We start from the raw sequence: 24,259 nt of genomic DNA on the forward strand, positions 1-24,259 counted from the left end.
GGCACTACCGTTCCGGGCATGACGACTGCACTGATCACAGGCGCCACCGCGGGCATCGGGGCCGCCTTCGCACGGAGACTGGCGGCGGACGGGCACGACGTCGTGCTCGTGGCGCGGGACGTGAAGCGGCTGCGGGAGCAGGCGACCGAACTGCACGACCGGCACGGCGTGGAGGCCGAGGTCCTCGCCGCGGACCTGTCCGAGGAGGCGGGGATCGCGGCCGTCGAGGCACGGCTCTCCGACCGGAGGCATCCGGTCGACCTGCTCGTGAACAACGCCGGCTTCGGCAACAAGGGCCGCTTCCTCGAGGTCTCCATGGCCGACGAGCTGAAGATGCTGACCGTGCACTGCGAGGCCGTGCTGCGGCTGACCTCGGCCGCCGTGGCCGGGATGAGGGACCGCGGCCGCGGCGGCGTGGTGAACGTGGCCTCCGTCGCCGCGTTCGTGCCGCGCGGCACCTACGGGGCGTCCAAGGCCTGGGTCGTGCAGTTCACCCAGGGCGTGGCCCGTGACCTCGCGGGCAGCGGGGTGCGGCTGATGGCGCTCTGCCCCGGCTTCGTACGGACCGAGTTCCACGAGCGGGCCGGAATGGGCACGGACAACATCCCGGGCTGGATGTGGCTCGACGCGGACAAGCTGGTGACGGCGGCCCTGACCGACCTGCGGCGCGGGAAGTCGGTGTCGATCCCGGACCCCCGCTACAAGGCCCTCATGGGCGTGGTGAAGCTGGCGCCGCGCAGCCTGCTCGGTGGTGTCTCCTCCAAGGCGGGCCGCACGTACGGGCCGAACTAGGGGCGCGGGCCCCCGTCTCCGGCCGGGCTTCCTCCGGCCGGGACCGGGACGTCGAGGTCCAGCCGGGCGGCCGTGCCGTCGTCCCAGGTGACGGTGAGCGCCCGGGTGCCGGTGACGCGGACGTCCGCGAGGGCGGCCACGGGGGCCGGTCCGGGCTCGTCGGTGAGGGAGGCGAGGGCGACGAAGAGGGTCTCGGGCCCGCTGGTGGCGCCGTGGAGCGCGAGGGTGCGGCTGCCGGGGCCCTGGAGGGTCTCGCCGATGGGGAGTTCCGTGGTGCCGGGGTCGTAGCCGTGGACCGGGTGGAGCTGGGCGACGGGCCCGTCGGGGGTGGTGGCCCAGCCCGTCTGCCGTACGGGGGTCCCCTCCGGGGCGCCCAGGACGAGGTGGGCGCGCAGCTCCGCGCGGCCGTGGACGAGGGTGGCGGAGAGGACCCGGACGCCGGGGAGCGGGTCGTGCAGGGAGAGGGCCCGGTCGGGCCCGCCGCCCGTCCCCGGCGCGAACGGCGCGAACGGCGCGACCGGGACGGCGGGGCCGCGCGGGGTGGCCGCACGCGCGGTGTCTCCTCCGACGAGCAGGGCGAAGTGGTTGTCGGCGGGGGCGGATCCCGTACTGGGTCCCGTACGGGTGGAGTAGGCGTAGCGGGCGTAGCCGGGGTCGTCCTCGCCGCCGGGCGTGCTGTGCACGTGGTTGCTGCCGTGGTTGTGGAGGCGGACGAGCCCGTCGGCGACGGTGGTCTGGACGAGGAGGCCGGTCGGTCCGAGGCGCCGTACGGTGTCGGCGCGTTCGGCGGGGAGGGGTTCCTCGCGGTCGGTCCAGACGGGGTGGTCGGCGGGGAGCAGCAGGCCGAGGAAACCCTTGGACGCCCAGTAGGGGGAGCCGGGGCCTGAGTACTCCTGGACGAGCGGCGGGTACGGGCCGTGCCAGCCGAGGGTGAGCAGTCCGCGCGCGTCGCTCGCGCCGCGCTCGTGGAAGTACCGCAGGGTCCCGGAGGCGAGGCGGCGGGTGGCACCGGGGGTGAGCGGGGTGTGCCCGGTGAGGGCGCCGAGCCAGGGGGCGGCGGCCGCGGCCTGGCGGTAGATCAGGGACCGCCCGTACGGGACGGGGGCGCCGTTCGCGTCGAAGAGGTGGACGTGGTCGTCGAGGTGGGCGCGCAGGCGGGGCCCGTAGCGGTCGAGGAGGTCCCGGTCGTCGGCGAGGTGGGCGTGGAGGACCGGGTAGAAGTGCAGGGCCCAGGCGTTGTAGTGGTCGAAGGCGCGGTTGTCGCCGTCGCTGTACCAGCCCTCGCCGAGGTACCAGTCCTCGACGCGGGCGAGGGAGCGGTCGACGGTGGCGGCGGCGCGGTCGGTCTCGACGCCGGCGTCCTGGAGGAAGCCGGCGACGGTGAGGCCGAAGAGCCACCAGTTGTTGTCGACGGGCGAGGGGCCGAGGGCGGGGAGGAGCCAGTCGACGAGGTGGTGGCGGGTGCGGTCGTCGAGCCGGTCCCAGAGCCAGGGGCGGGTGAGGCGCAGGCCGAGGGCGACGGAGGCGGCCTCGACGATCGCCTGGCGGGTGTCGGTGGTGCGGGGCCAGGCGTCGGGGTCGTCCCCTCCGGGGCGGCCGTCGGCCCCGGGGTGGGCGGTGCCGGAGGCGAGGCCCTCGGCGTACCGGTCGAGGTGGCCGAGGGGGTCCTCGCCCGCCGCCCCCGCGACGCGGAGCGCGGCGAGCAGAAACGTCCGGGCGAAGCCTTCAAGGCCGTCGGAGCGGCGGCCGGACCAGCTGGGGCGGGGGCCGGGCAGGTCGATGCGGCCGTGGCCCGGGGAGGCGTACGGCCGGACGGCGAGGAGCAGCCGGTCGGCCTCGGCCTCCCAGTGGTCCCGGGTCCAGCCGGTGTACGGGCTTCGCTCACGGTTCTCGGGTGGCGTGGGCATGATGCTCCAGGGGCTCCGGGGTGCTGCGTCGCCCGGAATCCTGGACAGGCTCCGATCGAACGTCAAGAGATTCGGAGCGAATGATCGAAACTCCCATCGTTCGATCAATTTGAACTAAGGTCGGAGCACACCGCCTGGTGCTCCTGGCACCACCACCACCGCGAGGGGGAACCGCACGTGCGCGAGAGTGCCGCCGAACGACACGACCGACTGCTGGCCCTGGTCCGCGAGCGCGGCACGGCCCGCGTCTCCGACCTGGCCGGACTCCTCGGGGTCTCCCCCGTCACCGCCCGCCGGGACGTCGAGGCGCTGGCCGGCAAGGGGCTGCTGGACCGGGTGCACGGCCAGGTCTCCTGGCCCCGGCTCCTCCCGGGGCAGGCCTGGGCCGCGGGCGAGGGCCCGCGCGCCGACGGCCTGGTCCTCGGCCTGCTCGCGCCCTCCGCCACGTACTACTTCGCCGAGGTCATCCGCGGGGCCCACGAGGCGGCGGCCCGCGCCGGGGCGCGGCTCGTGCTGCGCGTCTCCGACTACCGGCCGGAGGAGGACCGGGCCCGCACCGAGGGGCTGCTCGCGGCGGGCGCCGAGGGCGTGCTGGTCGCGCCCGGCTGGCGCGGCCCCGAGGACCGGCTCGCCTACGGCGACTGGCTCGCCGAACTCCCGGTACCGGCCGTGCTCCTGGAGCGGCGGGCCGAGCCGGGCAGCCCGCTCGACGGCCTCGACCGGGTCGCGTCGGACCACGCCCACGGCGTGCTCCTCGCCCTGCGCCACCTTCTGGGGCTCGGCCACGCGACCCCGCTGCTGGTGGCGCGCCGGGACTCGCCGACCGCCCTCGCGGTGCGCGCCGGGTACGCGGAGGCGCTGGGGACCCTGGGCCTGAAGGAGCCGCGGCCCGTCATCGACTCCGTACCGGCGGAGGCGGACCCGGCGGGGTTCGAGCGGGCGGTGCGGGCGGTGCACGAGGCGGTGACGGCCGGGCTCGCGAGCGCGGCCCTGGTCCACAACGACGTGGACGCGATCGAGCTCGTGCAGCGGCTCGGCGAGCTGGGCGTGCGGGTGCCGCAGGACCTCGCCGTGATCGCGTACGACGACGAGGTCGCGGCCCTCGCCGACATCCCGCTGACGGCGGTGGCCCCGCCGAAGCGGCAGGTGGGCAGGCACGCCACGGAGCTGCTGGTGGAGCGGCTGGTGGAGGCTCCGGAGGAGGACGCGGCCCGCCGCCATCTGAGCCTGCTGCCGAGGCTGCGGGTGCGGGCGTCCTGCGGCGCCGCGGAGGCCTGAGCGGGAAGCCCCCGCGGGGCGCGGTTCGGACGGAGACCGGTCACGCAGGCGGCGGCCTCCGAGACCTGATCGTTCTGTTCTTATTTCGATCAATCAATCTTTCGCTCTTGACTTCGGTCATGAACGGTCACAGGATCACGGCCATCCCCGTCCACGCCGCCGATCAGGAGCCGTGCCGTGAGCCTCAGTCGGAGCAGAACGTCCCTCGCCATAGTCGGCACCGCCACCGCCCTCGCCGTCCTCACGGCCTGCGGCGGCGGCGGTGACGCCACCGCGGACAAGCCGAACGGCCCCGTGACCCTCACCTTCTGGGGCTGGGCCAAGGGCACCAAGGACGTCGTCGACGCCTTCAACGCCTCCCACACCGACATCAAGGTGACCTTCGAGGAGATCCCCTCCGGCACCGCCGGCGGCTACGCGAAGATCTCCAACGCCGTGAAGGCGGGCAACGCCCCCGACCTCGTCTCCATCGAGTACTCCTCGCTCCCGGAGTTCGTCAGCTCCGGCGCCCTCCAGGACATCGGCGACCAGTTCACAGAGGCCGACCGCGCGGGGCTCCTCCCGCAGTCCGTCGAACTCACCACCCTCGGCGGCAAGAACTGGGCCGTCCCCTTCGACGCCGCACCGCAGGCCTTCTTCTACCGCAAGGACCTCTTCGCGAAGTACGGGGTCGAGGTCCCCGCCACCTGGGACGCCTTCAAGAAGGCCGCCGAGCAGGTCAAGAAGGCCGACGCGAAGGTCCGCATCGCCACCTTCTTCCCCGACGACCCGACCACCTTCGAGGCGATGGCCTGGCAGGCCGGCGCCCAGTGGTTCAAGGCCGAGAACGACACCTGGAAGATCAACACCACCGACCCGGCCACCAGCAAGGTCGCCGCCTACTGGCAGGGCCTCGTCGACGCCGACCTCGTCCACAAGAACGCCTCCTTCAGCCCCGAGTGGACCGGCTCCCTCAAGAACGGCACCACCATCGGCTACCTCGGCGCCTCCTGGGGCGCGGGCGTCCTCAAGGGCACCCTGCCCGAGCAGAGCGGCAAGTGGGCCGTCGCCCCCATGCCCAGCTGGGACGGCAAGCCCGCCAGCGGCATGCTCGGCGGCACCTCCTTCGCCGTCACCAAGGACAGCGGGAAGAAGGAGGCGGCCGTCGCCTTCGCCAAGTGGATGTCCACCACCGAGGCGGGCGTCAAGGCCCGCATCTCCTCCGGCACCTCCAGCGCCTTCCCCGCCGCCACCGCCCTGCGCCCGGTCGCCAAGAAGGCCTTCGACGCCGGCTTCTACGGCGGCCAGGACATCTACGCCCTCTTCGAGGCCTCCGGCGCCTCCATCAACCCCAACTGGGCCTGGGGACCCACCACCGGCACCACCAACACCGCCATCAAGGACCGCTTCGGCGCCGTCGCCCCCGGCGGCCCCACCATCACCGACGCGATCAAGGCCGGCCACGACGCCACCGTCGCCGAACTCACCAAGCGCGGCCTGAAGGTCGAGGGCTGACCGCATGAAGGCCCGCACCCGCGCCGCCGCGACCCTGCTGACCCCCTTCTTCGTGCTGTTCACCGCCGTGATGGTGCTGCCGATCGGATACGCGGTCTGGCTCAGCCTCTTCACCGAGAAACAGTCCGGACTGGGCTTCGGTGGCACCGAGACGGTCTTCACCGGCCTCGACAACTACACCGCGGCGCTGGGTGACCGGGCCTTCCGCGAGGGCTTCGGCGTCCTGCTCGGATACTGCCTGCTCTACATCCCGCTGCTGCTCGCCGGCGCCCTCGGCCTCGCCCTCCTCCTCGACTCCGCGCTCGCCCGCGCCCGCCGCTTCTTCCAGCTCGCGCTCTTCCTGCCGCACGCCGTCCCCGGCATCATCGCCGCGCTGATCTGGGTCTACCTCTACACCCCCCAGCTCAGCCCGGTCGTCAAGGCGATGGAGGCGGGCGGGATCGGCTTCGACTTCTTCTCCCCCGAAGGCGCCCTGCCCTCCGTCGTCAACATCGCCCTGTGGGAATGGCTCGGCTACAACATGGTCATCTTCTACGCCGCCCTCCAGGCCATCGACCGGTCCGTCCTCGAAGCTGCCACCGTCGACGGGGCGAGCGCCTGGCGCGTCGCCCTCTCCATCAAGGTCCCGCTCATCAAGGCCTCGCTCGCGATGGTCGGCCTCTTCACGATCATCGGCTCCCTCCAGCTCTTCACCGAGCCGCTGATCCTCAACAAGGGCACCGGCTCCGCCGTCACCTCCACCTGGACGCCGAACATGTACGCCTACACCGCGGCCTTCGACCGCAACGACTACGGGCTCGCCGCCGCGGCCTCCGTCCTCCTGGCCCTGACGGCGGCCCTGCTCTCCTTCGCGGTCACCCGCCTCACCGGCCGCAGGAAGGAGAGGACGGCATGAGCCCCCGCCCCCGCACCCCGTCCCGCTGGCTCTCGCAGACGGCCGTCAACGGCGGCCTCGTCCTCGCCACCGTCTACATGCTCTTCCCGCTGGTCTGGCTGGTCACCGCCGCCACCAAGGACGCCGGCGGCCTCCTCGCCGGAAACGCCTTCTCCTTCGAGGGCTTCGACCTCGGCGGCAACCTCTCCCGCCTCGCCGCGTACAACGACGGCGTCTACTTCCAGTGGTACCTCAACAGCCTCCTCTACGCGGGCGTCGGCGCCCTCGCCTGCTCCCTGATCAGCGTCGCCGCCGGATACGCCTTCCACGTCTACGACTTCCGCGGCAAGGAGAAGCTCTTCGGCCTCGTCCTCATGGGCGTGCTCGTCCCCACCACCGCGCTCGCCCTGCCGATGTACCTCCTCGCCAGCGAGGTCGGCATCGTCAACACCTACTGGGCCGTCCTGATCCCGGTCCTGGTCAACCCCTTCGGGGTCTACCTCTCCCGGGTCTTCTGCGCCGGCTACATCCCCGACGAGGCCCTGGAGGCCGCCCGCATCGACGGGGCGGGCGAACTCCGCGCCTTCTGGTCCATCGGTCTGCGGATGGTCATGCCGGGCTTCGTGACCGTCTTCCTCTTCCAGTTCACCGCCGTCTGGAACAACTTCTTCCTCCCCCTGGTGATGCTCTCGGACCAGAAGCTCTTCCCGCTGAGCCTCGGCCTGTACGCGTGGAACAGCAACGCCCACGCCGAACCCGACTACTACCCCCTCGTCGTCACCGGATCGCTGCTCGCCGTCGTCCCCCTCGTCGTCGCCTTCGTCTCCCTCCAGCGCCACTGGAAGGCGGGTCTGACCGCCGGCAGCGTCAAGTGAGGAGCACACGTCCCACGATGCACCCCGCCACTGACAACCGTCCCGCCCTCCTCCTCGCGATGGGCCGGGGGGTCGACGCCCGCCTCTTCACCGAGGACCACCGCGCCCGGCTCGCCGCGCTCGCCCGCACCGACCCGTACCTGGTCGCCCACGACCTGACCGACCCGGACCCCCGGACCGCCGCCGCCCTCGCCGAGGCCGAACTCCTCGTCACCTGCTGGGGCACGACCCCGCTCACCGCCGCCGTCCTCGACCGCGCACCCCGCCTGCGGGCCGTCGTCCACGCCGCCGGCTCCGTCAAGCACCACATCACCGACGCCTGCTGGGACCGCGGCCTCCGCGTCACCACGGCCGCCACCGCCAACGCGCTCCCGGTCGCCGAGTACACCCTCGCCGCCGTGCTCTTCGCCGGAAAGCAGGTGCTGCGCTCCGCCCAGCGGTACGCCGAACTCCGCACCGGCCACGCCTGGATCGCCGAGTCCGCCGCCTGGGGCAACCACCGCCGCACGGTCGGCATCGTCGGCGCCTCCCGCATCGGCCGCCGGGTGATCGAACTCCTCCGCCCCTTCGACTTCGAGGTCCTCCTTTACGACCCGTACGTGGCGACGCCCCCGCCCGGCGTGGAGCTGACCGGCCTCGACGAACTCTGCGCCCGCAGCACGATCGTCTCCGTGCACGCGCCCCAGCTCCCCTCCACGTACCGGATGATCGGCGCCGCCCAGCTCGCCGCCATGCCGGACGGCACCACCCTCATCAACACCTCGCGCGGCTCGCTCGTCGACGAGCCCGCGCTCCTCCCCCACCTGCTGTCGGGCCGCCTCCACGCCGTCCTCGACGTCACGGACCCCGACCTGCCGCCCCCCGACTCCCCGCTCTACGACCTCCCGAACGTCCTCCTCACCCCGCACGTCGCCGGCTCCCTCGGCAACGAACTGCACCGCATGGCGGACCAGGCCCTGGAGGAGGTGGAACGGTACGTCCGCGGCGCCCCCTTCGCGGAGGAGGTCCGGGCGACGGACCTCCAGCGCTCGGCGTAGGGCGCCCGGAGCTCAGGGGCGGGGCGACGGCACCGGCGCGCACGCCTCGCAGACGAGGGCGGCGGCCGCGGGTTCCAGGAACAGGACGTCCGCGAGGAGGTCCTCCAGGTTGTGGCTCCGCAGGAGCCTGGCGAGCAGCACCCGCCCGCTCGCGGGCTCGACGACCCGCACCAGCCTGCCCCAGCCGAACGGCATCCTCCCGCCCTCCGAGCCGTCCGGCAGCCCCCGCGACCGCACCTCGTCGGCCGCCGCGGCGTGCTCCCCGGCCTCGTGGAGCGCCATGACCAGGGCGATCCACACGGAGACGGTGCCGTCCTCGTCCGGGAGGGAGCGGACGAAGGCGCGGGCGCGTTCGTGCGCGCCCACCGCGACGAGTCCGCGCACGGTCTCCGTGAGGAGCCTCGACACCATCCAGTGGGACGGGTCCTCCGCCCGGGCGACGACGTCCGCGAGCAGCGCGTTCCCCGCCTCCTCGCGGCCCAGCGCGAAGAGGGCGCGCACCGCCCAGGGGACGGTCATGAAGGCGTACGGGCCGTTCTCGTACAGGGACAGCCCCTCGTCCAGGCAGGCCTCGGCCCGCTCCCTGTCCCCCGCCCGCGCGTGCGCCGCCGCGGCCGCGGTCAGGGCGCGGGCGCACTCGTGCGTCGCGGTCAGCCGCCTCGCGTACGACTCCGCTCGCGCCGGATCGCCGAAGTCCGCCGCGCCCTCGGCGAGGACGCCCCACATGCCCTCGCGCGCGGAACCCTCGAAGGTCTCCGCGACGGCGTCGGCGCGGTCGAAAAGACCCTGCTCGCAGAGCTGTTGCACCAGGGCGATCGCCGCCATGTACGTCGACGGCAGGTCCCTCAGCCGACGCAGCAGCACCCCGGCCCGCTCGAACTCGCCCAGCCGGGCCAGGGCCTCGACCGCCGAGGCCACCTCCGTCGGCAGGCCCAGCGGGGCGGTGTCGTCCTCGTCGGGACCCCCCGCCTCCCCGAGCCTGTCCTCGGCGTCGCACAGCAGAGCACGGGCCCGGTCGCCGAAGCCCTCCTTCGCCAGCGCCAGCGCCGTGTGGAAGGGATTGAGCTTCCCCGTTTGCGCCTCCGCCCTGACCCGGTCCTCCACGTCGGTGACCACCGCGACCGCGGCGGCGACGGCCTCCGCGTCGTCGGCGGGACACGCCGCCACCACCCCGCGGACCAGGGAGAACCCGCCCTCGCCGTACGGCACGTCGGGGACGAGCTCCCGTGCGCGGCGTACGTGTCCGGCGGGGGCCAGGGCCTCGACGACGACGCCCAGCGGCTGCCGCGACAGGGTCCGGAAGGGTGCCGCGCCCCGTGCGAGGGCCTCCGCCCGGTCGAACGCGCCCGCCTCCGCCAGCGCCTGCACCAGGGCTCGGAGCGCCACCTCCCGCTCCCGGTCCTCGTCGATGGACCGGGCGAGCGCCACCGCGGCGCCCAGGCCGTCGGCGTCGGCGTCGAGGTCGGAGGGGTCGGCGGCGAGCGCGGCCGCCCAGGCGGTCACGATCCCCCGCAGCGCCGCGTCTCCGGCCTCCGCGTCCCGGATCGTCCCCGCGACGGCACGGGCCCGGTCGCGGAGCCCGGCGGCCGCCAGGGCGGCGACCACCTCGCCCACGGCCCAGTCGCGCGCCTCGGGCGTGCCGCACGCCTCCGCCGCGGCCGCGGCGCGCTCGTACTCCCCGCTCTCCGCCAGCACCTCGACCACGTCGAGGAGCACCGCCGACGGGCGGACCAGCGCGTCCACCCGGTCCAGGAGCCCGTCCGCCCGCGCGTCACCGGCGCCCCGGAGGACCGACGCGACGCGGGCCAGCGGCAGGATCTCGCCCTCGGGACCGGCCTCCGCCGCGAGCCGCAGCGCCCCCTCGACGTCCCCCCGCCCCGCGCGGCAGGCCGCCGTGGTGGCCAGCAGCCGCGCCCGGGCCGTCGGGTCCCCTTCGGCCCGGCAGAGCGCCAGGGCCCGGTCGTGCTCGCCGGCCGCCGACCAGGCACGGGACACCTCGCCGAGCAGGTCCGCCCGCCGCCACGGGTCCTCCAGCCGACGCGCGGCCTCGACCGCCCGGTCGAACCGGCCGACGTGCGCCGACGCCCGCCCGACCTCCTCGAACGCCTGCTCCCGCTCGTCCCCGAAGACGTTCTCGCAGCGCGTCGCGGCCTCCAGCGCCGCCCCGAGGAGCGGGACGGCGGCGCCGCGCCGACCGGCGTCGTGGAGCTGCCGCGCCAGGTCCGCGAGCGCCCGTGCGCGCCAGTCGTCGCTGACGATGCTGCGGGCCAGGCCCTCCGCCCGGTCGTACCGGCCCAGTTTCGCCCAGGCCCACGGCAGGGCCGGCGGGATGCAGTCGCTCCGGCCCGTGAGCTCCTCGCGGGCCATGACGAGGCGCACCACCACGAGGAGGTCCGGCACGCCCGCGTCCACGAGGGCGGCCTCGGTCGCCGTGATCTCCGTCAGGGCCGTCAGGTCGCCCCCGGTCGCGGCGAGGAGCCGCTCGTGCCGCGCGCCGTCCAGGGCGCACCCCACCATCCGCTCCAGGTCACCGCCCGCGCGCAGGGAGGGGAACCAGCCACGCAGCAGGTACGCGGGAGTGCCCTCCGGCCAGCCCCGGGCGCGCCACTGCTCGGCCCAGGCGTCGACGCTCTCCCGGTACCGGCGCACCTCCCGCGGCCCGAGCATCTCCGCCGCGAGCCGCTGGAGTTCCTCGTGCGCGAGCAGGTAGGCGTCGCCGACCCGGGCGAACGTGCGTCCCGCGCTCGTCCGCAGCAGGTCCCCGACCTCGTACCGGGACTCCTCGGCCAGCTCCGCGAGGTCATCCGCGGTGAGGCCGCCGCCCGCCGCCGTGAGCAGGCCGAGCAGGTCGTACGGAAGACCGCCCGCGGCGCGCAGGTTCTTGAGCTCGCGCTCCGCCTCGGAGCGGACCGCCCGGGCGGCCGGGGACGGGGCGAGGATCCGTACGGCCGCGGGGTCCCGCAGCGGGTGGTCCTCGGGGACGTCGGGCGGGAGCGGCGGGTTGAGGCGGCCGGAGACGACGACCGGGAGGTCGTACGGGAGGAGGGCCGCGATCGAGTGGGCCTCGGGCCCCGTGGTGACGCCCCGGTCCTCGTCGAGGCCGTCGACGAGGAGGACGAGCCGTTCACCGCGCCGGGCGCAGGCGCGGGCGGCCGCGTCGTACATGCCGAGGAGGTGGGCCTCCCGCGTCGCGGGGGTGAGCAGCGCGGGCAGGCCCTGCCCGGCCAGTTCGGCGAGCTGTTCCAGGACGACGTCCACATAGGCCGTGGCGTCGTTCTGGGCGGCCCAGCGGGCGGTGACGAAGAAGGGGACGACGCGCACGCCCCGGGGCGGGTGGAGGGCGAACCAGGCCATCAGGGCCGTCTTGCCGGCCCAGGCGTCGGCCCGCCACCACAGACAGCCGCGGCCGCTCCGGGCGAAGGCGGCGAGTTCCGCCAACTCCGCTTCCCGCCCGACGAGTTCGGCCGGTGCGCGGTGGGCGATCCGCTGCCGGTAGGCCGACCGGACCGCCGGCTCCGCCCCTGCGCCGGTCCCCACCGTGTTGCCGTGGCCGATGACCACGACGCCCGCGCCGTTCTCGACGCCGATCCCCCGCTCCACGCCCTCCATGTTGCCAGGGCATTCCCCCGGCCTTTACCTAGACTGGAGGGGGACCGGAGGGTCCCACCCGGTCGGGAGGCGCCATGACCTTCACGCAGATCATCGACTTCAGGACCAGCCGGATCGACGACCTGAACCGGCTCATGGACCAGTGGATCGAGCAGACCAAGGGGAAGCGGACCGCCACCCACAGCGTCCTCGGCAAGGACCGGTCCGACGGTGCGCACCTCGTCGAGATCGTCGAGTTCCCCTCGTACGACGTGGCCATGCGGAACTCGCAGCTGCCGGAGACCGACCGGATCTTCCGGGAGATGGTCGCGCTCTGCGACGAGATGCCGACCTTCACCGATCTGGACGTCGTGCGGGACGAGCAGCTGTACAAGGCGTCCGCGCGCCGGCTCCTGGAGATGCTGGCCGGGGAGCCGGAGCTGGCGCTGCTCGACGAGGTGCTCGCGGAGGGGTACCACGATCACGATCCGACGAACGAGCAGGACGTCATCGGCATGGACGCCGTGCGGCGCGAGGTCAGGATGTGGCGGGCGGGGTTCGACTTCTCCTTCGCCGTCGACGACCAGATCGCGGAGGGCGACCGGGTCTGCACCCGCTGGACCTGGCGGGGCTCGCACAGCGGTGACTTCATGGGGCTGCAGCCCACCGGCATGGACGTGACGATGACCGGGACGGTCGTCCACCGGTTCGGGGAGGACGGGAAGATCGTCGAGGGGTGGTGGCAGTACGACCTGCTCGGCCTGATGGGGCAGCTCGGCGCCGTCGAGGCGTAGGAACGGGAGGACCGCGGGCACGGCGATCCGGCCCGCCGGCCGGAGAGCACGCCGAGGCCCGGTGCCCCCGCGACGGGGGCACCGGGCCTCAGTGGTTCAGCGAGGACGGGCCTCAGTGGGAGTGGCCGTGACCGTGGCCGTGACCGTGGTCCGCGGGCTCCTCTTCCTTCTTCTCCACCACGAGGGTCTCGGTGGTGAGGAGGAGGGAGGCGATCGAGGCGGCGTTCTCCAGGGCGGAGCGCGTCACCTTCACCGGGTCGATGACGCCGGCCTTGACCAGGTCGCCGTACTCGCCGGTCGCGGCGTTGAAGCCCTGGCCCTTGTCGAGCTCCGCCACCTTCGAGGTGATGACGTAGCCCTCGAGGCCGGCGTTCTCGGCGATCCAGCGCAGCGGCTCGACGGCGGCGCGGCGGACGACCGCGACACCCGTGGCCTCGTCGCCGGTCTTGTCGAGGTTGCCCTCGAGGACCTTGACGGCGTGGACCAGAGCGGAGCCACCACCGGAGACGATGCCCTCCTCGACCGCGGCGCGGGTCGCGGAGATGGCGTCCTCCAGACGGTGCTTCTTCTCCTTCAGCTCCACCTCGGTGGCGGCGCCGACCTTGATCACGCACACGCCGCCCGCCAGCTTCGCGAGGCGCTCCTGGAGCTTCTCGCGGTCCCAGTCGGAGTCGGTGGACTCGATCTCGGCCTTGATCTGGTTGACGCGGCCCGCGACGTCCTCGGAGTTGCCGCCGCCGTCGACGATGGTGGTGTCGTCCTTGGTGACGGTCACGCGGCGGGCGGTGCCCAGCACGTCCAGACCGGCCTGGTCGAGCTTGAGGCCGACCTCCTCGGCGATGACGGTGGCACCGGTGAGGGTGGCCATGTCGCCGAGCATCGCCTTGCGGCGGTCACCGAAGCCGGGGGCCTTGACGGCCACGGCGTTGAAGGTGCCACGGATCTTGTTGACGACGAGGGTGGAGAGGGCCTCGCCCTCGACGTCCTCGGCGATGATCAGCAGCGGCTTGCTGGCGCCGGCCTGGATGACCTTCTCCAGGATGGGCAGCAGGTCCTGGATCGAGGAGATCTTGCCCTGGTGGATCAGGATGTACGGGTCGTCGAGGACGGCCTCCATGCGCTCCTGGTCGGTCACCATGTACGGGGACAGGTAGCCCTTGTCGAAGGCCATGCCCTCGGTGAAGTCGAGCTCCAGGCCGAAGGTGTTGGACTCCTCGACGGTGATGACACCGTCCTTGCCGACCTTGTCCATCGCCTCGGCGATGAGCTCGCCGACCTGCTGGTCCTGCGCGGAGAGCGCGGCGACGGCGGCGATGTCGGACTTGTCGTCGATCGGGCGGGCGGTCGCGAGGAGCTCCTCGGAGACGGCCTTGACCGCGGCGTCGATGCCCTTCTTCAGGGCGGCCGGGGAGGCGCCGGCGGCGACGTTCTTCAGACCCTCGCGGACCAGGGCCTGGGCGAGCACGGTGGCGGTGGTGGTGCCGTCACCCGCGATGTCGTTGGTCTTGGTCGCCACCTCCTTCACCAGCTGGGCGCCGAGGTTCTCGTACGGGTCCTCGATCTCGACCTCACGGGCGATCGTGACACCGTCGTTGGTGATGGTGGGGGCGCCGAACTTCTTGTCGATGACGACGTTGCGGCCCTTGGGGCCGATCGTCACCTTCACCGTGTCGGCAAGCTTGTTGACGCCGCGCTCAAGGGCGCGACGGGCGTCCTCGTCGAACTTCAGGATCTTCGCCATGGGAGCGATTCAGCCCTCTCGAAAACTGGTGTGGAACGAACCGCGCCCCGGCGCCCGGTGAGGGCCCCGGGGCGCGGCTCAAAGCCTCTGCTTGGGGTGAATTACTTCTCGACGATCGCGAGCACGTCGCGAGCCGAGAGGACGAGGTACTCCTCGCCGCTGTACTTCACCTCGGTGCCGCCGTACTTGCTGTACAGCACGATGTCGCCGGTCTTGACGTCGAGCGGCAGGCGCTCGCCGTTCTCGAAGCGGCCCGGGCCGACGGCCAGGACGACGCCCTCCTGGGGCTTCTCCTTGGCGGTGTCCGGGATGACCAGGCCAGAGGCGGTGGTCTGCTCGGCGTCGAGCGGCTGGACCACGATGCGGTCCTCGAGCGGCTTGATGGCAACCTTGGAGCTGGTGGTCGTCACGATCCGACCTCCCCCTTCGGAGATCACGGGGTTGACTGTCTGAGGTGGCGAACCAGGTGGATCCGTCGTCGCGGGTGCCGGACCTGCCCGTCGCTGTGTTGGCACTCTCCGGTGGGGAGTGCCAGAGCCGAGACTATGACCGCGATTAGCACTCGGTCAAGCGGAGTGCCAATTCCACGCCGTGTGGCGATTCGGTCGCCCGGCCCGGGGCCGCGCCGTCAGGGGCGGTCGGCGCCCTCCGCCCGTACCGGGGCGGTGTCGCGGGCGTCCCGGTCGCGGACCTGTTCGACCGCCTTGCGGCCGAGGCGTTCGAGCGGGTCGACGGCCTGGGCGCAGCCGGTGACGAGGAGGAGCAGGGCGGCGGCCGCGAGGGGGCGCAGGCGGCTCATACGTAGTCCTCCAGCTTCGCGACCGCGTACCCCTTCGCCGTGATCACGTTCATCACGCGCCGGATCATGTCCGGCATGGTGCCCTTCCAGTCGTCCTTGCCGCGGAAGTGCGTCAGGACGATGTCGCCGGGGTGCAGGTCCCGGTCCCACTCGCGCCACTCCATGCGGTCGGGGAACGCCTCGGACGCCCAGAGCGGCACCGCCTTGATCCCGCAGCTCCTGGCCGCGCGCAGGGTGTTCTCGTTGTAGTTGCCGTAGGGCGGGCGGAAGAGCTCGGGCCGCTTGCCGTACCGCTTCTCGATGACGTCCTGCATGCCGCAGATCTCGCGCTTCTGCTGGGTGTACGAGAGACCGGGCAGGTAGCGGTGGTTGAGCGTGTGGTTGTGCAGGGCGACGCCGCCCTCCTGCGACTTCTGCATGGTCGCGAAGTAGCGGTAGTCGTCGCTGACGACGTAGTCGCTGAGGAAGGCGCTGTAGGGGATGCGCAGGTCCTTCATCATCCGGATGAGGGCGGGGTCCTTCTCGGCGCCGTCGTCGATCGTCAGGAAGACGACCTTGTGCTTGGTCGGAACGGTGGTGAAGACGGGCGGGAGCCCCTCGCCGTCGGTCTCGAAGCCCTTGCGGGTGGTGATCTTCGGCTTGACGGCCGGCGGGGCGGGCGCTTCGAGCGGGGTCTGCTTCAGGCCCCACTTCTTGGCGGCGAGGACGCGGGCGGCCCGCTGCTCGCGCAGCTTCTCCTGGCGCGCCCTGAGCGCCTCGGCGGCGGTGAGGGCGGGGGCCGCCTGCTGTCCGGCGGCCGGGACGGGGGCGCCGGACGCGGACCCGGCCCCGGAGCCCGATCCGGACCCTGATTCGGACCCGGAGCAGGCGGCGGTGGCGGTGAGCGCGGCGACGAGCAGCGCGGCCCCGAGCGCACGACGGAAGTACGACCCACCCTGTGCCATCATTTGTTCCTTTTGTCGTACGAGCTGTATGGCGCCGCATCCTGTCAGCGCCGAGCCCCTGCGCCGCCACGACACCGCCGTACGCCCCGCACACTCCCCCGGGCGGCCCACAACCGGCGCACGCCACCCGAGGGACCACAATGGGACGGGTGACCGACCTCGCCGCCCTCGCCGCCCTGCACACCCCCGAGGGGCAGACGCTCCTCGCCGCCCTGCGCGACTACGAGCCCGCCCAGGAGCTGGCGGTCGCCTCCCGGCTGCGCCGCGACCACCCCGCCGAGCTCGTCACCGCGGCCCTCGGCCAGGCGCGGCTGCGGCAGCGGGCGGTGGCGAAGTTCGGCGCCGAGGACGCGTACCGCATGTACTTCACGCCCCACGGCGTCGAGCAGTCCACCCGCGCCTCCGTCGGCGCCCACCGCGCCGCCCGCCTCGCCGCGCTCGGCGTCCGCAGCGTCGCCGACCTCTGCTCCGGCATCGGCGGCGACGCCATCGCGCTCGCCCGCGCCGGGATCTCCGTCCTCGCCGTCGACCGCGACCCGGTCACCGCCGCCACCGCCCGCGCCAACGCCGAGGCGCTCGGCCTCGCCGACCTGATCGAGGTCCGCTGCGCCGACGTCACCGACGTCGACACCGGCCCGTACGACGCCGTCTTCGTGGACCCGGCCCGGCGCGGCGGGCGCGGCCGGATCTTCGACCCGGAGGCGTACTCGCCGCCGCTCTCCTGGGCGATCGGCGCCGCCCGCAAGGCTCCGCACGCCGCCCTCAAGATCGCGCCCGGCATCCCGCACGAGACCGTGCCCGGGGAGGCCGAGGCCGAGTGGATCTCGGACGGCGGCGACGTGAAGGAGGCGGTGCTCTGGTTCGGTACGGAGCCGGGCGCCCGGCGCGCCACGCTCCTGCCCTCCGGCGCGGGCCTCACCGGCCGCGGCCTGCCCGACCCGGCGGTCCGGCCCGTCGGCCGCTATCTGTACGAGCCGGACGGCGCCGTCATCCGGGCGCACCTCGTCGCCGAGGTGGCCGAGGAGGTGGCGGGCGGGCTGATCGACGCGACGATCGCGTACGTGACGTCCGACGCGCTCGTCCCGACCCCGTACGCCTCCGCGTACGAGATCACCGACGAACTCCCCTTCAACCTGAAGAAGCTGAAGGCGCTGCTCAAGGAACGCGAGGTCGGCACGCTGACGGTGAAGAAGCGCGGCTCCGCGGTCGAACCGGAGGAGATCCGCCGCAAGGTGAAGCCCAGGGGCCCGCACTCCGCGACGGTGCTGCTCACTCGGGTCGCGGGCGCCCCGACGATGCTGATCGGGCACCCGGTCCGGGCGGAGCGAGCCTGATCGCCAGCCGGTAGTGCCCGACGGCCTTCCGCAGGCCGAGCAGGCCGTTGATCCAGAGGATGAGCGCGACGCCCATGCCGTACGCCACGAGCCCGTATCCGCCGCTCTCCCGGGTCGCCCCGGCGGGCACGGCGAAGCCCACCCACAGCCCGGTCCCGCACAGGGCGGCGGAGAGCAGCATCCAGCAGGCGCTCGCGGCGGGCCGGCGCAGCCGCGCGTCGGTCGGCCCGTGCCGGTCCAGGGCCAGCCAGCGGGCGAGCCGTTCGCGCGCCACGCGGTCCTGGCGCGCCCCGCGCACGACGAGCCAGACGCCGGGCACCGTCACCGCGAGGCCGAGGGCGGCGGCGAGCAGGTCGACGAGGAGGGTGACCGGGTCGAGGAGGACGCCCCCGAGGCCGACGAGGAGCAGGCCCACCATGCCCCAGCCGAGCTGGAGCAGCAGCACCGAGCCGAGGAAGAGGGCGAGCCGTCCGCCGCCGAGCAGCCGGCGGACGAGGACGTCCGTCGCGCGGGCCCGGTCGGCGAGCAGGGCGTCCCGGTCGGACCAGCTCCGGATCTCGACGGGCGGGGGCGGCGGGGGCAGGGACGTGCGCGGGGACATGCCGAGCAGCCTACGGCCCGTCCTCGGGCGGGAGTTCGGCCGCCCGGGCCCGCAGCAGGGACCGCTCGCTCGCGTTCCGGGTGAGCGTCGCCGCCCGCTCGAACTCCGCCCGGGCCTCCGTCGTCCGGCCGAGCCGGGCCAGCAGGTCGCCCCGGACGCTGGGCAGCAGGTGGTAGCGCGCGAGGGCCGGTTCGGCGGCGAGGGCGTCGACGAGCGCGAGCGCCGCCGCCGGGCCCTCGGTCATCGACACGGCGACCGCGCGGTTCAGCTCGACGACCGGTGAGGGGGCCAGCGCGGCGAGGCGGGCGTAGAGCCCGGCGATCGTCGCCCAGTCGGTCTCCTCGTACCTCGCCGCCCGCGCGTGACAGGCGGCGACGGCGGCCTGGAGGGCGTACGGCCCGTAGCCTCCGCCGTCCCCGGCGCGCGCGAGGGCGGCGAACCCGCGCCGGATCAGCAGCCGGTTCCAGCGGCGCCGGTCCTGGTCGGCGAGCAGCACAGGCCGCCCGTCGGGTCCGGTCCTGGCCGCCGTCCGGGAGGCCTGGAGTTCGAGCAGGGCGGCGAGGCCGTGGACCTCGGCCTCCCGGGGCATGAGCGCGGCGAGCCCGCGCGCGAGCCGCAGCGCGTCCTCGCAGAGCCCGGGCCGCAGCAGGTCGTCGCCCGCGGTCGCCGCGTACCCCTCGTTGAAGATCAGGTAGACGACCTCCAGGACGGAGCCGAGCCGGGCCGCCCGGTCGGCCCCGTAGGGCACCTCGAACTCCACGCCCGCCGTGGCGAGCGTCCGCTTGGCACGGGTGATCCGGGCCGCGACCGTCGCCTCCGGTACGAGGAAGGCGCGGGCGACCTCGTCCGTGCGGAGCCCGCCGACGAGCCGCAGGGTGAGCGCCGCGCGGGCCCCGGCGGAGAGCACCGGGTGGCAGGTGGTGAAGACGAGCCGGAGGACGTCGTCGTCGATGTCCCCGGGGCCGGACGGCTCGGGGTCGTACGCCGCCTGGCCGGGGTCGAGCGTCCGGCCGACCTCGGCCAGCTTCCGCGCGTACGCCTCGCGCCGCCGCACGAGGTCGACGGCGCGGTGCCGTGCGGTGGCCGTCAGCCAGGCGCCCGGACGGTCCGGGACCCCGTCGCGCGGCCACTGCTCCAGGGCGGCGACGAGCGCGTCCTGCGCGATCTCCTCGGCGATGCCGACGTCCCGGACGATCCGCGTCACCGTGGCGATGATCCGCGCCGACTCCATCCGGAAGACCGTCTCCAGGGTGCTCTCCACCGTCACGGTCCCCATGAGAACACGGCCCTGTGACACCACGGTCCCCGTGACGGCACAGGGCATGACGGCACAGGGCGGCTCAGCCCTCCGGCATCTCCTCGACCTCGCGGACCTCCAGGCCGACCTTCCAGTGCGGCGGGTGGACCGCCAGGAAGCGCTTCCCCCACTCGACGGCCTCGGCCATGTCCTTGCACTGGAGCATCGCGTAGCCGCCGACGACCTCCTTGGTCTCGGTGAACGGCCCGTCGGTGTACGACAGCTTCCCGTCCGACCAGGTGATCCGGGTGGCCTCGGCGGTCGGCCGGAGTCCGGCCGTGTCGACCATGGCGCCGGCCTTGGTGATCTCCTCGAAGAGCGCGCCCATGCGCTCCTCGAAGCCGGGGTCGGCGCTCTCCATGTCGATGGTGTTCTCCTCGATGCGGACGAGGGACAGGAAGCGGGGCATGACGGCTCCTCGGGGTTGCGGGGGCGGGGCCGTTCCCCGCCTTCCACACATACGTCGAACGGGCCGCCCCCGCATCGACACGCGCCCGGAGAAACTTTCGCGCCCGGGGAAACTCCCGCGCCCGGGGAGGGTCCCGCGCTCGCGAGCCCCCTACACGTAGTCCTCCAGGCGGGCCACGGTGAAGCCCTGTTCCTGGATCCGGCGGAGCATCGTGGCCGTCATCTCGGTCATCGTGCGGCCCTTGAGCTCGGACGGGCCCCGAAAGTGTGCCAGGACGATGTCGCCGGGGCGCAGTTTCCGGTCGCCGCGCTGGTACTGCATGTTCCTGATCTGCATGGACTCGCGCCAGAGCACGATCGCGTCGATCCCGCAGGAGCCCGCCGCCGCGCGCGTGGCCTCGTTCCAGTTGCCGTAGGGCGGGCGGAAGAGGCGCGGGGCGGTGCCGTAGCGCTCGCGCAGCTTCTCCTGCTGGCCGCAGATCTCGCGGCGCTGGGCGTCCGCGGAGAGGGTGCGCAGGTCGGGGTGGGTGAGCGTGTGGTTGGCGACGCCGTGGCCCTGGGCGACGAGGGGGTCGAAGTAGCCGTAGTTCCCGCGGATCGCCGAGTCGGTGAGGAACATCGTGAAGGGGACGCCCAGCTCGTCCATCATGCGCACGAACGCGGGGTCCTTCTCGGCCCCGTCGTCGATGGTGAGGAAGACGACCTTGTCGGTGGTGGGGATGTCGCTGATCACCGGTACGGGGCCGCCGGGCGCCCGCACCACCGGCTTGACGGCGGGCGGGGCGGGCGGCGCGGGGAAGGGCCGGAGGCCCCACGTGCGGTACGCGGCGGCCCGCGCGGCCTCGGGGGCCCGCGCGGGGGCGGGGGCGGTCGCCTTCGGGGGCGTCGCGGGGGCGGTCGCCTTCGGGGGCGTCGCGGGGGCCGCGGCCGCCGCCGGGGGCGGGGTCTCGGCCGTGCAGCCCGTCATCAGGAGGGTCAGCGCGGTCAGCGCCGCCCACACCGCGATCTTCTTGTTCACGGGCTGTGGGATGCCCGTTCCGACCGAAAGGTTGCTCGCCTTTCGATCGGATGTCGCCTATTCGACCGATTCCTCGACCGATTCGAAGCGCCAGCGGTGGACCGGACGGGTGATCAGCCCCGCGTCCGGCTCCGGCAGCTCCGGCAGCTCGGCGTCGAGGGCGCCCGCCTCCCACCAGGTGAGGACGAGGACCCGGTCCTGGGGGGCCCGGAAGACCTCCCGGCGCACCGGCTCGCGCGCCAGGACCCGGGTCCCGGCCCACTCCAGGAGTTCGGCGCCCCGCCCCTGCACGGCCCGGGCCTCCCACATCAGGACGACCCTCACGAGTACAGGTTCTCCTTGCTGACCTCGTGCACGTGGTCGTGGCCGTGGTGGTGGCCGTGGGCCGCGCCGGGCACGTGCGGGTCGGTCACCGGCAGCGAGGAGTCCGCCGACAGCTCCAGGTCGGAGGCGGCCCGGTTCCTGGCGACCATCTCGGCGCCGAGCGCCGCGACCATCGCGCCGTTGTCGGTGCACAGACCCGGCCGGGGCACCCGCAGCCGGATGCCGGCGCGCTCGCAGCGCTCCTCGGCGAGGGCCCGCAGGCGCGAGTTGGCGGCGACGCCGCCGCCGATCATCAGGTGGTCGACGCCCTCGTCCTTGCATGCCCGGACGGCCTTGCGGGTGAGCACGTCGACGACCGCCTCCTGGAAGGACGCGGCCACGTCCCGTACGGGCACCTCCTCGCCCGCCGCCCGCTTGGCCTCGATCCAGCGGGCCACGGCGGTCTTGAGGCCGGAGAAGGAGAAGTCGTACGCCGGGTCCTTCGCGCCGCTCAGGCCGCGCGGGAACGCGATCGCCGCCGGGTCGCCCTCCTTGGCGAGCCGGTCGATGACCGGTCCGCCGGGGAAGCCGAGGTCGAGGACGCGCGCGATCTTGTCGAAGGCCTCGCCGGCCGCGTCGTCGATGGTGGCGCCCATCGGCCGCACGTCGGAGGTGATGTCGGCGGAGAGCAGCAGCGAGGAGTGCCCGCCGGAGACCAGCAGCGCCATCGTCGGCTCGGGCAGCTTGCCGTGCTCCAGCTGGTCGACGCAGATGTGGGAGGCGAGGTGGTTGACGCCGTAGAGCGGCTTGCCGAGGGCGTAGGCGTACGCCTTGGCCGCCGAGACGCCGACGAGCAGCGCGCCCGCCAGGCCGGGGCCGGCGGTGACGGCGATGCCGTCGAGGTCCTTCGCGGAGATCCCGGCGGTCTTCAGGGCCCGCTCGATCGTCGGGACCATCGCCTCCAGGTGGGCGCGGGAGGCGATCTCGGGGACGACGCCGCCGAAGCGGGCGTGGGTGTCGACGCTGGAGGCGATGGCGTCGGCGAGGAGGGTGGTCCCGCGGACGATGCCGACGCCGGTCTCGTCGCAGGAGGTCTCGATGCCGAGTACGAGGGGTTCGTCAGCCATCAGATCTCAGTTCCAGTTCCTTGAACGGTCAGTCGCATCACGAGCGCGTCCACGTTGCCCGGCTGGTAGTAGCCGCGCCGGAAGCCGATGGGCTCGAAGCCGAAGCGCTCGTAGAGCTTCTGCGCCCGGGTGTTGTCCACGCGCACTTCGAGGAGGACCTCGTCGCACTCGAAGGCGGTGGCGTGCTGCAGCAGGTCGGTGAGGAGCCGGGCGCCGAGCCCGGTGCCCCACTGGTCGCGGGCGACGGCGATCGTCTGGACGTCGCCGAGCCCGCCGGCCGCGGCGAGGCCCGCGTACCCGACGAGCCGGCCGTCTCCGTCCTCGGCGACGACGTACCGCCGGGTGGCGCCGGGGCCGCGCGCGTGGGCCAGCTCCGACCAGAACATCCCCGCCGACCAGGCGTCCTCGGGGAACAGCTCGTCCTCGAGGGCCAGCACCGGTTCGATGTCCCACCAGCGCATCTGGCGGATCTCCACGCCGGTCACTGGGGCGTGACCACCTTGTAGTTCTTCGGGACCTGCGCGTCGGGGCGGCGCAGGTACATCGGCAGCGGGTCGAGGAAGCCGCCGTCGCCCGCGGCGAGCCGCTCGGCGGCGAGGGCGGCGAGCGCGGCGGCCGACTGGTGCTCGGGGTCGCGGGCGTCGGGGAAGGCCTCGGGGTAGAGCCGGGCGCCCGCGCCGACGACGGGGAGCCCCGCGAGTTCCCCGGCGATGTCGGCGGGCCGGTCGACGGAGGCGTCGGTGACGCGGGTGCGGGCGTCGGCGTACCGCGCCCAGTACACCTCCTTGCGGCGGGCGTCCGTGGCGACGGCGAACGGCTCGTCGATGCCGGAGGCGTACGCGAGGCCGTCGAGGGTGCACAGGCCGTGCACGGGCACGCCGAGCGCGGAGGAGAAGGTGGCCGCCGTGACGAGGCCGACGCGCAGTCCGGTGTACGGGCCGGGGCCGACGCCGACGACGATCCCGGTCACGGCGTCGAGGGCGAGCCCGGCGTCCTTCAGGACCCGGTCGACGGCGGGCAGCAACAGCTCCCCGTGGCGGCGGGCGTCGACCTGACTCGACTGCGCGACGACGGACTCGCCGTCGTGGAGGGCGACGGTGACGGCGGGCGTGGCGGTATCCATGGCGAGCAACAGCACGCGAACAGCCTACGGCTCCCGGGCCCGCTGCCCCGAACCTCGGGCGGGCGGCTGCTACCGTCACCCTTCGACACGTACGTACGAGAGGTGGGCACGGTGGCAAGGAGCAGCTCGGGATTCGTGGCCGGGCTCACCGCGGCGGCCCTCGTCGCGGTCGGCGTCCTCGCCTACCAGGCCTCGGCGAAAGCCCCGGCCGACCTCTCGGTGAAGCCGGTGAACCCGACCGCGGCCGCCGCCCCCTCCGGCTCGCCGTCCGGCGCGCCCGAGCAGCCCGTGAGGAACCCGCTGGCCGTGCCGGCCAACTCGGGCACGGGCGAGCGCGTGGTGTACGCGCTGGGCGAGCGCCGCGTGTGGCTCGTGGACAAGAAGAACAAGGCGACGCGGACGTTCTCGGTGATGCCGAGCACGGTCGACCCGGTGCCCGGTGCCTACCGGGTGACCTCGCGGTCGGGATCGGTGCGCGGCTCGGACGGGGTGCAGATCGAGCACGTGGTGCGGTTCGCGACCGTCGAGGACGTGTCGATCGGCTTCAGCGCGGCGGTGGACGGCTCGATGCCGACGCCGGACCCGGCGCGGAAGACCGGCGGCGTCCGGATGAAGCGGGCGGACGGGGACGCGCTGTGGACCTTCGCGTCCATCGGCGCGAAGGTCGTCGTCGTCCCCTGACGCGGGTTCGCGCCCCCCGTGGCCCTTGCGGGCCTCAGGCGGCCTCGTCGTGACGGTCGGCGCCGACGGGGGCGTCGTGCTCCTGGCCGGCGGCAGCGGGCTCGGCCGTCAGCGGGCGTCTCGGCGGGGTCGACACGGCGCTGGCGGCGGCGCAGGACGCCAGCAGGTCACTCATCGAGACGTGCTCCCGGGTGTGTTCCGCGCGCTCCGGCGTCGCCATGCATGCCTCCCGTAGGTTAGGTTC

At 73.7% G+C, this 24,259-nt stretch carries 24 protein-coding genes; 9 read left to right on the forward strand and 15 right to left on the reverse strand.

The genetic code is table 11. The features are described from left to right. The first annotated feature begins 18 nt into the window (after positions 1–18). Positions 19–792 carry an SDR family NAD(P)-dependent oxidoreductase gene (locus tag ACWDVG_RS06730; RefSeq protein WP_451696850.1) on the forward strand — a complete coding sequence of 258 codons (774 nt, stop codon included), beginning with the start codon at positions 19–21 and terminating at the stop codon, positions 790–792. On the opposite strand, the gene ACWDVG_RS06735 is transcribed toward ACWDVG_RS06730, so the two are convergent. After that, positions 789–2,699 carry a DUF2264 domain-containing protein gene (locus tag ACWDVG_RS06735; RefSeq protein WP_451696852.1) on the reverse strand — a complete coding sequence of 637 codons (1,911 nt, stop codon included), beginning with the start codon at positions 2,697–2,699 and terminating at the stop codon, positions 789–791. The genes ACWDVG_RS06730 and ACWDVG_RS06735 overlap by 4 nt on opposite strands. Before the next feature lie 177 nt (positions 2,700–2,876). Between ACWDVG_RS06735 and ACWDVG_RS06740 the strand changes: the two genes are divergently transcribed. The 5 genes from ACWDVG_RS06740 (at position 2,877) to ACWDVG_RS06760 (ending at position 8,257) form a co-directional block, all read left to right on the forward strand. Then, the gene (locus ACWDVG_RS06740; protein WP_451696854.1) at positions 2,877–3,977 is read left to right on the forward strand and encodes a substrate-binding domain-containing protein; all 1,101 of its coding nucleotides are present in this window, start codon (positions 2,877–2,879) and stop codon (positions 3,975–3,977) included. Positions 3,978–4,154: 177 nt separating this feature from the next. Further along, the gene (locus ACWDVG_RS06745; protein WP_451696856.1) at positions 4,155–5,471 is read left to right on the forward strand and encodes an ABC transporter substrate-binding protein; all 1,317 of its coding nucleotides are present in this window, start codon (positions 4,155–4,157) and stop codon (positions 5,469–5,471) included. Positions 5,472–5,475: 4 nt separating this feature from the next. After that, complete coding sequence (locus tag ACWDVG_RS06750) at positions 5,476–6,366, forward strand: carbohydrate ABC transporter permease (RefSeq protein WP_451696858.1); 891 nt, start codon at positions 5,476–5,478, stop codon at positions 6,364–6,366. After that, entirely contained in the window at positions 6,363–7,220 is an 858-nt protein-coding gene (locus ACWDVG_RS06755; RefSeq protein ID WP_451696860.1) for a carbohydrate ABC transporter permease, read from the forward strand. The genes ACWDVG_RS06750 and ACWDVG_RS06755 overlap by 4 nt, the downstream gene beginning before the upstream one ends. Positions 7,221–7,237: 17 nt before the next feature. Continuing rightward, on the forward strand, positions 7,238–8,257 hold the full coding sequence (locus tag ACWDVG_RS06760) for a hydroxyacid dehydrogenase (protein ID WP_451696861.1): 1,020 nt from the start codon (positions 7,238–7,240) through the stop codon (positions 8,255–8,257). A 12-nt stretch (positions 8,258–8,269) separates the two neighbouring features. On the opposite strand, the gene ACWDVG_RS06765 is transcribed toward ACWDVG_RS06760, so the two are convergent. Continuing rightward, the gene (locus tag ACWDVG_RS06765; protein ID WP_451696863.1) at positions 8,270–11,857 is read right to left on the reverse strand and encodes a hypothetical protein; all 3,588 of its coding nucleotides are present in this window, start codon (positions 11,855–11,857) and stop codon (positions 8,270–8,272) included. Positions 11,858–11,940: 83 nt separating this feature from the next. On the opposite strand from ACWDVG_RS06765, the gene ACWDVG_RS06770 reads away from it, so the two are divergent. Continuing rightward, the gene (locus ACWDVG_RS06770) at positions 11,941–12,639 is read left to right on the forward strand and encodes an ester cyclase (RefSeq protein WP_451696864.1); all 699 of its coding nucleotides are present in this window, start codon (positions 11,941–11,943) and stop codon (positions 12,637–12,639) included. A 112-nt stretch (positions 12,640–12,751) separates the two neighbouring features. Here the strand turns inward: ACWDVG_RS06770 and groL are convergent, their stop codons facing one another. From groL to ACWDVG_RS06790, 4 genes are all read right to left on the reverse strand, one after another. After that, complete coding sequence (groL, locus tag ACWDVG_RS06775; RefSeq protein WP_451696866.1) at positions 12,752–14,380, reverse strand: chaperonin GroEL; 1,629 nt, start codon at positions 14,378–14,380, stop codon at positions 12,752–12,754. Between the two features lie 101 nt (positions 14,381–14,481). Then, positions 14,482–14,790, reverse strand: coding sequence for a co-chaperone GroES (gene groES / locus ACWDVG_RS06780; protein WP_010471835.1), 309 nt, complete (start codon positions 14,788–14,790; stop codon positions 14,482–14,484). Positions 14,791–15,008: 218 nt separating this feature from the next. After that, a complete protein-coding gene (locus ACWDVG_RS06785) occupies positions 15,009–15,179 on the reverse strand; it encodes a hypothetical protein (protein WP_451696869.1) in 171 nt (56 codons plus the stop codon). Further along, on the reverse strand, positions 15,176–16,126 hold the full coding sequence (locus ACWDVG_RS06790; protein ID WP_451696870.1) for a polysaccharide deacetylase family protein: 951 nt from the start codon (positions 16,124–16,126) through the stop codon (positions 15,176–15,178). Before ACWDVG_RS06790 ends, ACWDVG_RS06785 begins: the two co-directional genes overlap by 4 nt. A 137-nt stretch (positions 16,127–16,263) precedes the next feature. On the opposite strand from ACWDVG_RS06790, the gene ACWDVG_RS06795 reads away from it, so the two are divergent. After that, on the forward strand, positions 16,264–17,457 hold the full coding sequence (locus ACWDVG_RS06795; RefSeq protein WP_451696872.1) for a class I SAM-dependent methyltransferase: 1,194 nt from the start codon (positions 16,264–16,266) through the stop codon (positions 17,455–17,457). On the opposite strand, the gene ACWDVG_RS06800 is transcribed toward ACWDVG_RS06795, so the two are convergent. The 8 genes from ACWDVG_RS06800 to tsaB all read right to left on the reverse strand — a co-directional run bounded on the left by ACWDVG_RS06800 (position 17,393) and on the right by tsaB (position 23,349). Then, complete coding sequence (locus ACWDVG_RS06800) at positions 17,393–18,058, reverse strand: hypothetical protein (protein ID WP_451696873.1); 666 nt, start codon at positions 18,056–18,058, stop codon at positions 17,393–17,395. The genes ACWDVG_RS06795 and ACWDVG_RS06800 overlap by 65 nt on opposite strands. 10 nt (positions 18,059–18,068) lie before the next feature. Then, positions 18,069–19,289 carry an RNA polymerase sigma factor gene (locus ACWDVG_RS06805; RefSeq protein ID WP_451697019.1) on the reverse strand — a complete coding sequence of 407 codons (1,221 nt, stop codon included), beginning with the start codon at positions 19,287–19,289 and terminating at the stop codon, positions 18,069–18,071. 109 nt (positions 19,290–19,398) lie between these two features. Further along, the gene (locus ACWDVG_RS06810) at positions 19,399–19,764 is read right to left on the reverse strand and encodes a YciI family protein (protein WP_266895502.1); all 366 of its coding nucleotides are present in this window, start codon (positions 19,762–19,764) and stop codon (positions 19,399–19,401) included. A gap of 150 nt (positions 19,765–19,914) precedes the next feature. Then, the gene (locus ACWDVG_RS06815) at positions 19,915–20,781 is read right to left on the reverse strand and encodes a polysaccharide deacetylase family protein (protein WP_451696875.1); all 867 of its coding nucleotides are present in this window, start codon (positions 20,779–20,781) and stop codon (positions 19,915–19,917) included. Between the two features lie 57 nt (positions 20,782–20,838). Then, complete coding sequence (locus ACWDVG_RS06820) at positions 20,839–21,105, reverse strand: hypothetical protein (protein WP_451696877.1); 267 nt, start codon at positions 21,103–21,105, stop codon at positions 20,839–20,841. Then, the gene (tsaD, locus tag ACWDVG_RS06825; protein ID WP_451696879.1) at positions 21,102–22,211 is read right to left on the reverse strand and encodes a tRNA (adenosine(37)-N6)-threonylcarbamoyltransferase complex transferase subunit TsaD; all 1,110 of its coding nucleotides are present in this window, start codon (positions 22,209–22,211) and stop codon (positions 21,102–21,104) included. The genes ACWDVG_RS06820 and tsaD overlap by 4 nt, the downstream gene beginning before the upstream one ends. Next, positions 22,211–22,672 (reverse strand): ribosomal protein S18-alanine N-acetyltransferase, encoded by a 462-nt coding sequence (gene rimI / locus ACWDVG_RS06830; RefSeq protein WP_451697021.1) that lies wholly within the window; start codon positions 22,670–22,672, stop codon positions 22,211–22,213. The genes tsaD and rimI overlap by 1 nt, the downstream gene beginning before the upstream one ends. Positions 22,673–22,692: 20 nt before the next feature. Continuing rightward, positions 22,693–23,349, reverse strand: a complete 657-nt coding sequence (tsaB, locus tag ACWDVG_RS06835; RefSeq protein WP_451696881.1) for a tRNA (adenosine(37)-N6)-threonylcarbamoyltransferase complex dimerization subunit type 1 TsaB — start codon at positions 23,347–23,349, stop codon at positions 22,693–22,695. Positions 23,350–23,445: 96 nt separating this feature from the next. Here tsaB and ACWDVG_RS06840 point away from each other — a divergent pair, with 96 nt between their 5' ends. After that, positions 23,446–24,015: a hypothetical protein gene (locus ACWDVG_RS06840; RefSeq protein ID WP_451696882.1), complete on the forward strand. Its 570-nt coding sequence runs from the start codon at positions 23,446–23,448 to the stop codon at positions 24,013–24,015. Between the two features lie 34 nt (positions 24,016–24,049). Here the strand turns inward: ACWDVG_RS06840 and ACWDVG_RS06845 are convergent, their stop codons facing one another. Further along, positions 24,050–24,235, reverse strand: a complete 186-nt coding sequence (locus ACWDVG_RS06845; protein ID WP_451696884.1) for a hypothetical protein — start codon at positions 24,233–24,235, stop codon at positions 24,050–24,052. Positions 24,236–24,259 lie beyond the last annotated feature (24 nt).

Source organism: Streptomyces sp. NPDC003327, from assembly GCF_053589515.1.

Coding starts and splice junctions, on each gene's coding strand:
- ACWDVG_RS06730 (WP_451696850.1), top strand. CDS start 19: ATGACGACTGCACTGATCACAGGCGCCACCGCGGGCATCGGGGCCGCC.
- ACWDVG_RS06735 (WP_451696852.1), bottom strand. CDS start 2,699: ATGCCCACGCCACCCGAGAACCGTGAGCGAAGCCCGTACACCGGCTGG.
- ACWDVG_RS06750 (WP_451696858.1), top strand. CDS start 5,476: ATGAAGGCCCGCACCCGCGCCGCCGCGACCCTGCTGACCCCCTTCTTC.
- ACWDVG_RS06755 (WP_451696860.1), top strand. CDS start 6,363: ATGAGCCCCCGCCCCCGCACCCCGTCCCGCTGGCTCTCGCAGACGGCC.
- ACWDVG_RS06760 (WP_451696861.1), top strand. CDS start 7,238: ATGCACCCCGCCACTGACAACCGTCCCGCCCTCCTCCTCGCGATGGGC.
- ACWDVG_RS06770 (WP_451696864.1), top strand. CDS start 11,941: ATGACCTTCACGCAGATCATCGACTTCAGGACCAGCCGGATCGACGAC.
- groL (WP_451696866.1), bottom strand. CDS start 14,380: ATGGCGAAGATCCTGAAGTTCGACGAGGACGCCCGTCGCGCCCTTGAG.
- ACWDVG_RS06785 (WP_451696869.1), bottom strand. CDS start 15,179: ATGAGCCGCCTGCGCCCCCTCGCGGCCGCCGCCCTGCTCCTCCTCGTC.
- ACWDVG_RS06790 (WP_451696870.1), bottom strand. CDS start 16,126: ATGATGGCACAGGGTGGGTCGTACTTCCGTCGTGCGCTCGGGGCCGCG.
- ACWDVG_RS06795 (WP_451696872.1), top strand. CDS start 16,264: ATGGGACGGGTGACCGACCTCGCCGCCCTCGCCGCCCTGCACACCCCC.
- ACWDVG_RS06800 (WP_451696873.1), bottom strand. CDS start 18,058: ATGTCCCCGCGCACGTCCCTGCCCCCGCCGCCCCCGCCCGTCGAGATC.
- ACWDVG_RS06805 (WP_451697019.1), bottom strand. CDS start 19,289: ATGGAGTCGGCGCGGATCATCGCCACGGTGACGCGGATCGTCCGGGAC.
- ACWDVG_RS06810 (WP_266895502.1), bottom strand. CDS start 19,764: ATGCCCCGCTTCCTGTCCCTCGTCCGCATCGAGGAGAACACCATCGAC.
- tsaD (WP_451696879.1), bottom strand. CDS start 22,211: ATGGCTGACGAACCCCTCGTACTCGGCATCGAGACCTCCTGCGACGAG.
- rimI (WP_451697021.1), bottom strand. CDS start 22,672: ATGCGCTGGTGGGACATCGAACCGGTGCTGGCCCTCGAGGACGAGCTG.
- ACWDVG_RS06845 (WP_451696884.1), bottom strand. CDS start 24,235: ATGGCGACGCCGGAGCGCGCGGAACACACCCGGGAGCACGTCTCGATG.